8 protein-coding genes are annotated in these 13,359 nt (G+C 40.6%); all 8 read right to left on the reverse strand.

What is annotated here, in order from left to right; all coding sequences use genetic code 11:
* Window positions 1-15: 15 nt before the first annotated feature.
* Window positions 16-417, reverse strand: a complete 402-nt coding sequence (locus JMN32_RS22455; RefSeq protein ID WP_202858625.1) for a hypothetical protein — start codon at window positions 415-417, stop codon at window positions 16-18.
* Window positions 410-3,967: a hypothetical protein gene (locus tag JMN32_RS22460; RefSeq protein ID WP_202858626.1), complete on the reverse strand. Its 3,558-nt coding sequence runs from the start codon at window positions 3,965-3,967 to the stop codon at window positions 410-412. The genes JMN32_RS22455 and JMN32_RS22460 overlap by 8 nt, the downstream gene beginning before the upstream one ends.
* Before the next feature lie 376 nt (window positions 3,968-4,343).
* The gene (locus tag JMN32_RS22465) at window positions 4,344-5,936 is read right to left on the reverse strand and encodes an alpha-amylase family glycosyl hydrolase (protein WP_202858627.1); all 1,593 of its coding nucleotides are present in this window, start codon (window positions 5,934-5,936) and stop codon (window positions 4,344-4,346) included.
* Between the two features lie 94 nt (window positions 5,937-6,030).
* Entirely contained in the window at window positions 6,031-9,063 is a 3,033-nt protein-coding gene (locus tag JMN32_RS22470) for an alpha-amylase family glycosyl hydrolase (protein WP_202858628.1), read from the reverse strand.
* 100 nt (window positions 9,064-9,163) lie between these two features.
* Window positions 9,164-10,579: a SusE domain-containing protein gene (locus tag JMN32_RS22475; RefSeq protein WP_202858629.1), complete on the reverse strand. Its 1,416-nt coding sequence runs from the start codon at window positions 10,577-10,579 to the stop codon at window positions 9,164-9,166.
* Window positions 10,580-10,589: 10 nt separating this feature from the next.
* Entirely contained in the window at window positions 10,590-11,405 is an 816-nt protein-coding gene (locus tag JMN32_RS22480) for a DUF4961 domain-containing protein (protein WP_202858630.1), read from the reverse strand.
* Between the two features lie 8 nt (window positions 11,406-11,413).
* Window positions 11,414-11,923 (reverse strand): DUF5004 domain-containing protein, encoded by a 510-nt coding sequence (locus JMN32_RS22485; RefSeq protein ID WP_202858631.1) that lies wholly within the window; start codon window positions 11,921-11,923, stop codon window positions 11,414-11,416.
* Between the two features lie 19 nt (window positions 11,924-11,942).
* Window positions 11,943-13,358: a RagB/SusD family nutrient uptake outer membrane protein gene (locus JMN32_RS22490; protein WP_202858632.1), complete on the reverse strand. Its 1,416-nt coding sequence runs from the start codon at window positions 13,356-13,358 to the stop codon at window positions 11,943-11,945.
* Window position 13,359 lies beyond the last annotated feature (1 nt).

Below are 13,359 nucleotides of genomic sequence, written 5' to 3' on the forward strand. Positions count from 1 at the left end.
AATGCTCAACACGAATTAATTATAGGAAATGGTATGCACAACCACCCGGATAGCGTACTGGTTATCAGGATCGATTTTGACTTCCGTTAAGTCGGCAGTACTATCGATAATAACCTCCTTAGTGCTACCATCAATTTCCACAGCGTAGGTCAATACACCCTGATTGGTGCTTTGATCCCAATCACCGCTAACCTCTGAGACTACAAACCGGACCTCCTGGCTGCTACCGCTTTGACTAAACTGTGTCCATACTATATTCCCCCCTGAGATTTCAATCGTTGACTCTATCGGAAATTTCTGTTCACCACTAATGGCTTCAGAGCTCTCAAGCTTCATCGTAGCGGGCACCTGTGCCAAAGCATTAACTGACAGAGTTACAATACCCAATAATATTAGCAATGCTTTAACTTTAGTCATTATAGTATCCATATTCGTATTTAGTAGTAATATTTTTATTATTATCCCTGATATGATCCAGCCTGTGCTGGCTGTCATATTTAAAATAGGTTGAGATACCATTGGGATCTGATTTCGAATTAACGCCAATAAAATCATCCACTTTAAAGGTATTGAACTGCACATAGGCATTCAGTGGCATGACCCTTACTTCATCAATAGTCGCGGTACCACTAATTGCAAACGCACCATTGCTAACTTCCCAGGTCAGAAATGTCCATTCGGAAGCGGCATTCTTTTGAACACCATTAATTGTTACTGATCCATTCTTTGCAAAGAGGGTCACTTTATAAGTTCCAGCTGCCAAACCTCCCGCAAATGTTACCGTACCTGAATTAAGATCTTTAACCAGGTTGCCTGTTACAGCATCCGTATCTTCAATGGTATTGCCTATTGTCCATGTACTGCGGGTAAACATCTCAAAGCTGCAATACTCAACTTGCTCGGGTAATGCATTTTTAACGGCAGCCACCAAATTTCGTCCTCGGGCATCGCACAGATAGGCTGTATTGATACCATTTCTCAAATTGCGAATGCCAACAAGTTTACCTTTGGTATCATGTGCAAAAACACGATTAGTCTCATACTGCAAGGTTTCCCTGTTTAAAACATATTCCTTTTCAGGTACATACCTGTCGCCAATCTTTTGGTAGTCATAGCTGTTTCCCGCAATTACCTGAGGGGTTCCATTCTCAGGCTCCACCTCTGAGTAGCTCTTTATCAAATGAGAATAGTTGTAGTCATTGATCATTTGAGTGTAGAGAGTGCCTGAATATTGTGGAGGATACAGGTAGTAGCTATTCAACACTCCTCCATTAATCGTTTCGGTTTGCTTCGTTAGAAATTGATAGTGAACCTGATTTTTGAAGTTGTAATTTTCAGTACCGTACTCAAAAGATGTTTCTTTCAGATACTCGCCACCATTGAGCGTATAACTATAATCACTCTGCTTGATCAGGTGTCTCCAAAATGCCCCATAATTATAGTTGGTTTCAGGCATTTTATCAGAGAAATAATAATAATGCAGGGAGCCTTCTCCATCATCAAACAAAACCCTTACCTGATCTATCTTAAAGATAAAACCGGTTGTGTTTTCACTATAGCTATCGGCATATTCATAGATAGTTTTATTAAGTAGATTAAGATCGGCATCATAATGAGCCTCCTCTTTTTGCAAGTCCCTGACATCAGGGTTTGGACTGTTTATGAATTTGTATATGGTTATACCATTGTCATAGTTTTCACCCCCATTCCTGATCACTGCCACTTCAGAATATCCGATATGGTGTCCCTTGATTAGGCCAAAAGGATGGCTACTATATGCAGAAACTATAAGTTGTCCATCACAAATATCGTCTACAAAATACTCAGGGGAATAAAAGATAGTAGCACTGGATGTAGGTTGAGGCTCCTCTTCTGCGGAAGTACCCCCTACTGTGCCATTGTTATCTGTGGGCAACGGGCCCTCCCATGCAAGTCCGTCACCACTATTACCGGTAGTCAAAAATTTCGCATAGTCTTTGTAATAACGAAATTCGGTAATCACTGGATTATCAGGGTCAACAGGATCATAATCCGTTATTTTTTTAATTCGTGCTCCTCCATAATACCTATCCTTGACAAAATAATTGTCCACCACTTTATAATAATCCATAGAAGCTGAAACAGTAACTCCATTATGATTTTCACCAACCATAGCTACCAGTACATAATTGCCTGCCGGCAAGAATTTTTCAATGGCAGGATTAAAACTTATGGGTTGAAGTTTATCAACCACCGGCCAGTTGTACAATCGAGCGCCTATGGGCTCTTGATAATTTGCTGAAGGTGATATAGAGTAACTAACTTTTACATATTGCCCCTCATCAATCGTAAACCTCATGAGCCTTACATTAGGCATGCCATCCGGGATCTCAGTGTCACCATCATTCCATAGTTCTCTGAATGCAAGCTCATCTGCCGACATCGTCCCATGGTTCTCAATATCACTTTTGGCAGTTACAGAAATAACCGTTGGCAAATGATAATTATCGATATACCCCTGACCTGAATGCGTTTCAAACTCAAACATTGTAGAGCCACCGGTAGGATATGTAATTTTACTGAGCAACCCTACCAGGCTATATATATGACTCGTTTCTCTATTAGCTGATGCCAATCCATTATTTATATATAACTTCTCATATTCTCTGGACAACTTTGGAATGAAGGAATTGTTCGCAGGCCTGCCCTCTCCATTCCAATATCCCCAATGGTCAGACATAAAGCCATATTCCGGAAGTGTATTACTACTGTACTCAAACTGATATGGAGGCTTACCAGATTCCGTAACAGCGTCAAGCCTTAACCTATTACTACTGTTACAATCAGCAGGGTTTCCATAAACCCCGTATTCAAAGTCAACATTTTTGATTAATGAGCTAGCCCCTCCAGGTTGATGGGAGTTGACAAGAATATTATTCAGCTTCCTCAAAATAGGAGTATAATTTACAACGCGTTCGCATGATCTACCTGCTACGGAGTTCAGTGTTACTTTAATATAACTGTCATTCTGAATAGAAATATCCGGATAGTAGAATATGGAACTTAAATAGAGAGTTGTTACATGATCAGGATCATCAGTCTCTATATAAGGATCAGGGTATTCGCATGATGAACTATTACCGGTGCCCTGAAGTGTAGTGGTACTCACTTGATACATATTTCCATTATCAACCACATGAGTTCCATTCGTTCCATAGTTAAAGATGACTTTTTCATGTGTATTAATACTTTCGATAGTACTTAAATACCATGCAGATACTACAAGGCCATTAGTAGATCGGGTATCATTTGTTTCCTTATCCGAAAAAGTATATCTGAGGCCATCAGGGGTGCTGATTATCCAATTCCCATTGGTAGTGCCTTCGAAGGGGTGTTGAATTTTAATATCCTGAAACGGAGATACCATGGGGTAAAACTCAAAACCGGAACCATCATTAATATATTTAAAAGTTATGGTACCTGAATATCCACCAAAATTAAACGTAAAGGCATCAGGAGTTAGCCCAAACTTTCCACTTGCCACATCGGTTTGAAACTGATATTTTGCATGACCAACAAAATTATCTGTATTATAAACCTGATCTTTTAGTGTTTCCCATCGATCTCTCTGATTAAAATAGCCAAAATTATGTTCATCTGGTCTGCCACGAACGGTCCTGGCTATTACCCCTCCGGCCGACAGCGTCCATCCCAAACCTACCCAACTGGCAACATCCTCCACCTTATGACCTTTAGTATCATATGTAAGACTTATGGGGAGTTCAATATCTTCGCCTTTTATGGTGTAGACCGGTATTGAAATATTCGGAGTACCAGTATTATAGCTGATCGGTGTATTGCCATACTTTGCAATACTCGTTGCCTCTGGTGATGGAGGGATTACCTTTTCATAAATTGGGCTTACCTGCCCATAATTGGTAAAACTACAGATCAAAAGACCTGCAATAAAAAAGCCGTACTTAATCATATGATTTAGTTAAATTAAAAGAGTTAAAGCTAGTTCTTGTTAGAAATCGCCTCACACAGTATAATATTCAATCCTTATGCACAGAAAACACCTCTATGGATAAGTAGTGTATCAGCCTACTGGTAAACGAAAGCTGAAAAAGTAAACAAAATTCTATGGGGATAATTTAGTCGTCAGATGAGGCCAGCATAAATGACAACTCTTTGACACCAATAATATTAAGAAAAATCTTAATTCTTAAATTAAGAGGAACTAAAGTAAGTCAAAATATAATATTTTAATTAAAGCCTAAAATTCCGGCGCAAGGAAGGCAGATTAGACTTTATATCAAATAAAAAGTTAAGATAGTGCTTTAGAAAAAGTGTGGTCAAAGGCCTTAGTTCAATATTGTACTCTCATAAGCATTTAAGGAATTTTGAGGTGTACCTTCATCAAAAAACTTGTATATCTCATCAAACCCCTCTGGCAATCCCTCCAAAGACTGCTCCTCCCCTGAAACATTATGCACTACCAATAACTCCTGGCCTTTGTATGTGCGTTTAAAAACTAACAATGCAGGATTGGGGTGTTCTACCATTTCAATGTCGCCATAAGTAAGTACATCACTACCTCGACGAAGGGCTATCATCTTCTTGTAATGGTTAAATAGAGAATTGGGGTCTTCCATTTGTTCACTGAGGGGCTTAACGGATTCGTCAGTGGTAAACTGGGGTTTTATCCATTGGGCTCGGCCCTTATCATTCGCAGCAGCTTCCCAAAGGAATGGCTCTCTAATGTGTTCATCAGGCTTTAGCCCTCTCATTCCAATTTCTTCACCATAATAAAGGTAGGGTGCTCCCGGAAGGGTCAGCAAAATGGATGCGGCGGCTTTGGCTTTCTCCATGTCATTATTGAGCACACTCATCACCCTGTTTTGATCATGGTTACTAAGGAATGTAGCTATGGCAAACTCAGGATTATATTGTTTAAATTTTTCCTGTCCACCCGTATAGTTATTCACTATGCTCCCTTTTTCATTGGTAGTCCAACCATGACCGGTAATAGCTGCCGAAACGTTCACTTCCTTATTTAATGTCTCGAGAATGCTGAACGCGAGGTCAAAGTTGAATAATGCTGAAAATCCTTCGGCATAAGGCGCTTGTATGTCTGTATTGGCCCACACCTCTCCTACGAGGTAAACATCAGGCTTCACCTTTTCCATCTCAGCCCTGAATTCCCTCCAGAATTCATGATTATCATTAGCTCTGTCGTCTGGGTAAATGTGCTTAGCGGCATCTAACCTGAAACCATCAACACCCACGTCCTGTAACCAAAACCTACCAATATCATAGATCTCTGCCCTCAGTTTGGCGTTGTCATAATTCAGGTCTGGCATACCTCCATAAAAGAAGCCATAGTAATGCTCCGCTGTAGTGTCTCCATTTACGGCATGCCATTGGGTGATATTATCCGAGTCAAAGGAAACCTCTTTTTTAGCTAATTGATCGGCGATTGAGTCTTTATCTGCCCAAACATAATAGTTGCGATACTGACTGTTTTCATCTTGCGTAGCGCTCTTAAACCAGGGGTGTTCCGAAGAAGTATGGTTAATGATCAAATCTATCACGACTTTGATATTATGGTTGTGCGCCTCCTGAACAAATCCTTTAAAATCATCCATTGTACCATAGTCAGGATGGATGCCCTTATAGTCGGTAACATCATACTTGTGGTAACTTGGTGAAGGCATAATAGGCATGAGCCAAACGGCCTCTGCTCCCAGGTCTTGCAAGTAATCAAGCTTTTGAGTCATCCCGTTGATATCGCCGATGCTATCCCCGTCAGAATCATAAAAAGACTGCACAAAAATCTCATAGGTAATACCCTGTTGAGGCCAGGCTGAGATAGGTTCTCTTGACCCTTGCTCAGACTGGCAGGACATGGCCATTATGAAGACCAGGGCTAGAAACATGTGTTTATATACCTTCATAATTGCTTTATGTGGTCATTCTGATCTTGACAGCTACTGAGTCTGAATATCCTCTAAGTATTTTAGACATCAACAGATAGCATCTATTTTAGTTTTACTGACCTGCTTTAATAAACTTTATCTTATGTAAGTCTTTACTATTTTTTATTGTTAGCACATATACGCCTTTAGGCAAAGTGCTAACATCAACATACCCATTGACATTTCCTGCAAGTATACTTTTCCCTGCAAGGTTGAGTATTTCATAAGTCGAATTACCCCTTATTCCGTCAATCTTTAAGTAATCTTTTGCCGGTACAGGATAAACCTTCAAGGCCTCGCTAACCCCGCCGTTTATACCGGTCACAAATTCAGTGGTTGTAACGGTAGTTTCTTCTGAATCTGAGGTATAATGTGCATTTTTTGCCGTTACCTTATACGTATAGGTAGTTAGCTCCTCTACACTCTGGTCAATATAACTGCTAACATTTGAGTTTACAGTGGTTATCAACTCAAAACCTTCTCCAGTTGACCTCCATACTTGGTAGTTTGTTTCTATGGATGAATTATCCTTCCAGTTCAACTCTATTTCATTGCCAGTAACCTTAGCAGACAAGCCGGTTGGAGCTATGGGCTGAACAAAATCAGTTAGCTCGGCGGCCACTGCAGGCAATTTAATGTCTGTATATATCCTGAACTCGCCTGGCTGCAACTGCAATACCTTAGGGCTCGCCTCTACACCTAGCTCATCTCCATTGGCAAAATAGCTATACCAATTTCCTGTATGTGGAAAGCTTACTGCAATATCTTTCGCTGTAAGATTAAAATTGGCCACAACCAAAAGGTTCATTTCATCAACTGATCCGGGGTTACTCACAAACGGATCTGTTTTAAGGGTAACCTGCTTTACCAATGGTTCCGATTCATTGATGGTAGTAATACTATTAGAAAATATTGGGTATGATGTTTTTAACTTCACAAGCTCGGCAGTAACATCATAAAGTTTTAACCTTTCATGGTCTTCATTGTATCCCAGGCCTCCATCTGCCCATGGAATGGGCTTCTCTCCTGTCCTGCCATTAAGCTCTATCGATTTATCGTAACCTAATTCACCGAACTGCCAGATCATTTTTGGACCACCTATAGCATAATATACTGCTGATGTTGCTTTTACTCTCTCCAGAGCTATATCCAGCTCCTTGGTATTATAACTTCCGGGAATTGAATTACCGTAACTAATATTTCGATATACCAAACGCTCTTCATCATGGCTTTCCATGTAAGCAATGAGGTTAGGTTCCTGCCAATTCCGTGTTTTATAGTATGACCAATCTATAGCAGAGCCATCACTAAAGCCAAGGGTATTTTGGTTAAAATTATGGTTCATATTGCCCCAGAGCATTATACCGTGGTCGGCCAGCACTTTCTCTTCGCTGTTGTCTGCAAGGTGCTCGAATATAACGTAAGCCTCCGGTGAATGGGACCAAATGGCGTCCGCCATTCGCTTTAAAAGGTCGATCCGTTTTTGATTGTATGCACTCCAGGCTCCAACATCAGAGCCTTCGGTAAAGTCTTGGGTAAAGCCCTTGGTGAGGTCAAAGCGATAGCCGTCAAATTTGTACTCATGAAGCCAGTAATGATTAACCGTATCTACAAAATTTTGTGTGTATAAGGACTCATGATTGAAATCATAAAACACATTGAAAGGATGGCGTGGAGTTACATTGAGCCAAGGGTTATCCACCGCTGGCTTGTAGGTTGACTGGTTCCAGTATAATTGGGCCAAAGGATTATCTTCATGGGTATGGTTAAGTACCATATCAAGTATCACAGCAATACCTCGGCTATGGCACTCATCAATAAACGACTTCAAATCATTTTTAGTACCGTAATATTTATCCGGGGCAAAGAAATAGGACGGGTTATAGCCCCAGCTCAGGTTACCGGAAAACTCCATAATCGGCATAAGTTCGATGGCATTAACACCAAGTCCCTGAAGGTAATCAAGCCGGTTAATTATGCTTTGGTAGTTCTGCTCCTGATCAAAATCCCTTACCAGCAATTCGTAAATAACCAGATCTTCCTTTGCTGGCTGCTGAAAATTAGTAATCTGCCAGTTGTAAGGCACCTGGCTGGTCTGTAAAACAGAAACATTGCCAGATGCTCCGTTCGGATAGGTCTTCAACCCTGGGTAAGTTACCGTCGGTACAAACGGATCATTATTAGGATCCAGAATTTTATCTGCATAGGGATCCCCTACAATAATTTCTTCATCAATAAAGTACTGAAAAGCATATTCCTGTCCTGAGTTAAGCCCGTTTATTTCCAGCCAGAACAGCTCACCATCTTGCTTCATTTGGTAGGTAGTAGAAGGTATCCAATTATTAAATTCTCCTATAACATAAACACTGGATTTTCCCGGTGCCTCCAGGCATAGTGTTACTTTTGAAAGATCTGCATCATAATTTATTCCCTTAATAATGCCGGCTGGCATGGTAGCACTTTCAGTTGCCTGCCTAACAATAAAATAGAATTTATCGGTAGCTATTTCACCTCCAATCGAAGCTGTAACTGTAGCTTCAATGGTTCCACTTTCAACGACATTATGTCCATAGTTTAGCACTGTACCTGTTAAAGTCTCTACCACTACATTATTGATCTTCAATTCAAGGTCTGCTGATACTGAACTTAATGCCACAATATTGATAACACTTCCTGCATCTACAAAAAAGTACTCGTCAGAAGGTTCAGAAAAAGATACCTCAAGCTCCCCTGTTGAAATATCAATAAACAGATTTTCCGGGCTTTGACCATTACCCCAGTCATCAGCCTTTACTTTAAATCCAATTCTGGCAATCTGATCTGCTGGTTTGTTAAAAAAGGTAGTTGGTGTAAAGGTTAAGGTAAAAACATCAGGGTCTGCGGTTGAGCTAAATCTAGCGGCAGATTGTGCGCTGGTGGCAGGATTAACATTTGTAGGGGCATCACAGCTGGAAGAGCAGTCGGGAAGCCATGCCCAAAGCCAAATTGCGGACTCATCAGCCAGGGAAGGTACTGAAGAAACGTCTACAGTTAATGTTAAAGGCTGATCGGCTGTTGGAAAGGCGGGGTTTGTTGTGAATGTTTGAGCCGTTGTAATAAGACTCAAGAAACATAGAGCATGAATTAAAAAAATAATTCGCATAAGTAAGAAATTGAGGAAGAAAAAGAGGGGCAATGGTTACTACCCTGCCCCTTCTATGAAAAGATTAATTTAAACTATAAGAATAACCATTAACAGGATTTAAATCCAATGTAACTGTATAAGTACCTCCTGAAACTGGGATATTTGCACCACTATACTCTATTGAACCATCATTACTATTATCCCCAAAATTAATATCCCATCCATCATTAGCTCTAAACTTCAGCTCTCCGTCAATTAGAGTTGTAGTAATGGTCCATTTATAGTCTCCTTTAACTCCCGAATGCGCCATATCCGTATCTGGGTCGTTCCAACCATTTGGAGTACTACTCCCTATAATCGCCCAACCTATCTCCGTCACTGAATAAGTACCATTGGCCGCATCAAATACAATTCTATAAAACCCATCAGAAGTTACAGTTACGTTTTCTTCTCCTTCTTCTGCCCATATACCTTCTTCACCAACTTTCTTACCTATGTCACCTTCATAAGTGCCTAGTGTTGGTAAGAATTTAAACCCATCGCCATCGACCGTTATGTATTCGTATATTTCAAACTCAGTAGATGATCCCAGTATTAACCTAAATGGGACAGCCGTAAATTCATTCCATCCGGCAGAGGTTGAGCCTCCGACAAGATAAAGCTCAGTAATATTCACAAATCTCCTAATAGTTAAAGAAAAGTCCTGAGTTGATTCCAATGATAAATTACCAGATTGAGCCAATACCCTCCATTGGATAGTGGCGCTCTTACCTTCCTCAATACCAAAATAAGCAAGTGTATCCTCTAACAATTGGTGTGTTAAAGTCAAGTAATTCTCACCCCCATCAATATTCGAACTAAATTCTAAATCAGGATTCGAAAAATCACCACTTGACAATATAGCCTGCCATGTGTAAACTACATTATTCCCTAATCCGGAAAAAGCACTGTCCCATTCAAATTTCACTTCAGAAAGTGGGTTTGCTATATCCAGATTTTGAATCGATTCATCCGTTGGTGTTAACAAATCAATCGGAGATATAGCATCCACATAACGTTTTAACGTGATAGTGTTTGCATCAGCCATTTTGGTCAAATCACCATTCGTTGCTAAAACTGTCCATTTCACTTCTATCTCATCACCAATATTTAAGCCTAATGCCTCCAGAGCCTGATCAAACTCTTTATTGGTGAGGGAAATTTGCGTGGCCGTACCATCATTATCGGACGGAAAGGAAAGTAGCGGAGAGCTAAAATCCCCATCTACTTCATCTATTAACCAAGTATAATTTACCGTAGAGTTAAATCCACTTCTGGCTTCATTCCAGCTAATTACAACTTCCTCATCAGGAGCTACTGAATTCAACTCTATTCGTGCCCCTGAAACAGGGTTCAACTCAAAGTCGCGCAGACTCTCCAGTCCGGAACCTTCAAACTCTTCCTGTTCGCAGGAAAAGGCAATAAAAATTGCTATAAGTATTAAATAAATGTTTTTCATAACTGATAATTTAATCTTCTGTTATAGGAAATGCCTCAAATGTGTCACTCTGAACCGTACCTCCTGCATCTCGGAATATATAACCAATCTTAGTTATTGTAGCTCCTTCAGCGACATCAAAAAAGGCCTTCGGTATAAGTGAAATGGAATATAAACCGTCACCTCTATCCAGAAGCTTCAATTCAGGAGTAGAACCTACTTCTGACCACTGGGCTTTAACCACATCCTGAAAGTCAGTTCCATCAGCATTCTGTCCGCTGACAAAAAGATAGGCGTAGACCTCTGCAACAGATTTCATACCTGAACTACTGGTGAGATTCTGATCAAAAAACAGTGTCACCACATCCTCTTCGGTGAACTTTACGGGAAATGTACGGTTCTCAGATGGGATAAATACTAAAGGTTGTACTGCCACAGTCAGATCATTATCCGACTGTTTGCCGTCTCCCCAACTCTGGCTCTTAAGTTTCAACCCAATTTTCCCTATTTCAGAAGGTGCTTTGCCAAAAAAATCTACAGGAGTGAAGGTAATTCTATAAACATCAGAATTAGTTTCATCTCTCGTTACCTTTGCTCCTTCTGTATTTGCCCCGCCAGCCGGATCTATATTTGTAGGTGCATCACAGCTTGAAGAGCAGCCTTCTGCAATCCAGGCCCAAATCCATACATCGCCGGTATAACCTGCCAGACTAGTACCGGATACATCAACTGTGAGGGTTACTTCATCTTCAGCAGTAAACACTCCTGGGCTTGTCGTTACAGTTTGAGCCGTTCCTGCCAGGGGCAATAAAGCAAGCAATAAAATTTTTAATATGTTCTTCATCATTATTTCCTTTATTGTTTGATAAAACGATATCTATAGCTCAAGAAAGCACTTTTCTCTCCTTTGCTATTGGTTTGATACCTTGTAAACTTCAGGTTCAGTACTCCTTCCCGGAGCTCCAGATAGCTTTCAAATTCAAGTGCTTCACTATCAGCAAATATGATTTGTGTTGGCGCCTGTAGGTCGTCAAGGGTCCATTGTCCTGAGGCAACTCCTAAAATAGCAGGAGAGTTGCCTCTCTCAATGGCAAAACTTGCCGGAGCTCCTCCGCTTACCTCAAGAGTCATCGTATAATCTGTATAACTAAAAACTTCAGTAATATCCAAGGTCTGGACAAAAGCAGGAAAACCTTTTCTTACCGCATCTTCGTCAACCTGAATAACTGATCCCAACTTCCACGTACCTGCCAACTCATTTACTTTATCCACGGGCTCTCCTACTCCTCCATATTCTTCAATACACCCGGTAGCTAGTAAACTGCCAAATACCAGGAGTGTTATGTATATAAATGTCTTTTTCATCTTTATTAATATTTAGTTGTTAGCAGCCACCTTCAATATTAGGTGTAAAAACATCTGTACCACCTGCACCGGCTATTTCAGTATCAGGGAATTGTATGGACATACCCGGACAATCCCATGCGGAGTTCCTAATCCTTAAACTACTCTCCCCTGCTGCACCTCTTCGTCTCAAATCATGAAATCTTTGTCCTTCTGATACCAATTCCTTTCTTTTCTCCTCTCTCACTGTATTTAACAGCGAAACCTGACCTACTCCACTGGTTACTGGTGTCAGGCCTGCTCTTGCTCTGATGTCATTAATGTCATCAACAGCAGTATTAATCGATGCTGTGGTATTTAATTCCAGACCAGCCTCTGCCCTTATCAGTTTGAGCTCTGTAACATGCATTAATGGCACCTGAAAATAATTTATACTATCATATTTGGTAATAAAGATAGCCTCATTTTCAGCTCCCTCATTTTCTATTCTATACCAGTTCTGGCCTCTTAAGTCATCGGCACTGGAAGTAGCCAACTCATACATATCCCTGGATATTCTTAAAGTTGGAGGGTTATCTCCATCAGACCTGAAATGTGTTGATAGCTGGGTACCTCTGTGATCATTTGGATTACTTACCATCTCGAAAATGGCTTCGTTGGTACCTTCAGTTGAATAACGATTCTGATACTCATCAGCATCAGAGTTAAAAGCATGAGGTCCATTATTAAGCACATCAGTAGCTACATTAAAGGCCGTCTCATAATCATGCATAAAGAAACGTACCTTGGCCAGGTAAGCTTTGGCAGCCCAAGAGTCTGCATACACCCCATTTGAAGTAGGAAGCGATGAAGCTGCATCTGACAAATCACTTACAATTTGCTCATAAACTTCGCCAACTGTATTTCTGTTCTTCGCTTCAGCAGAAGGTTCAGTACGCAAAACCACTCCAAGGTGAGTATTATCAGGAGTATACCCATAGGGATGAGCAAACAACCTTACTAACTCGAAATAGCAAATTGCTCTCAGGAACTTTGCTTCACCTGCAATTCTATCTTGCTCTGACTGAGATAGTCCTTCTATCAGGTCGAGGTTTTTAAGTAGCACGTTGGCCCTGTAGATCACATAATGAGGTTCATCAAACATGTCTTGAGTATACCCCGTAAAGAAAGTACTGGTTTTGTTATAGTAGGCCCTGAAGTCGGCATTATTAAGATTGGTTTGACTTCCATCAATATTATCGCCCATTACTTCAGTTATCGCCTGAACTCTTCCTCCTAAAAAGTCTCCCCCATCGCCCCGTAGTGCATCATATGCAGAGTTAAGAAGTTCCTGCATATCCTGAGGGGTCTGTAATGCATCGTCAGCTATTATCTCTCCTTTTGGCTCTATTTCCAAAAGGTCGTCACAGGATACAGTAATAATAGCAGCTAAGAATATATACTTAAATATTTTCATA

This window comes from Fulvivirga marina (genome assembly GCF_016775155.1).
GTDB classification, from domain to species: Bacteria; Bacteroidota; Bacteroidia; order Cytophagales; family Cyclobacteriaceae; genus Fulvivirga; species Fulvivirga marina.

Excerpts from the sequence above, each read along its gene's own strand:
- JMN32_RS22455 (WP_202858625.1), bottom strand. The coding sequence starts at position 417 with ATGACTAAAGTTAAAGCATTGCTAATATTATTGGGTATTGTAACTCTG.
- JMN32_RS22460 (WP_202858626.1), bottom strand. The coding sequence starts at position 3,967 with ATGATTAAGTACGGCTTTTTTATTGCAGGTCTTTTGATCTGTAGTTTT.
- JMN32_RS22465 (WP_202858627.1), bottom strand. The coding sequence starts at position 5,936 with ATGAAGGTATATAAACACATGTTTCTAGCCCTGGTCTTCATAATGGCC.
- JMN32_RS22475 (WP_202858629.1), bottom strand. The coding sequence starts at position 10,579 with ATGAAAAACATTTATTTAATACTTATAGCAATTTTTATTGCCTTTTCC.
- JMN32_RS22480 (WP_202858630.1), bottom strand. The coding sequence starts at position 11,405 with ATGATGAAGAACATATTAAAAATTTTATTGCTTGCTTTATTGCCCCTG.
- JMN32_RS22485 (WP_202858631.1), bottom strand. The coding sequence starts at position 11,923 with ATGAAAAAGACATTTATATACATAACACTCCTGGTATTTGGCAGTTTA.
- JMN32_RS22490 (WP_202858632.1), bottom strand. The coding sequence starts at position 13,358 with ATGAAAATATTTAAGTATATATTCTTAGCTGCTATTATTACTGTATCC.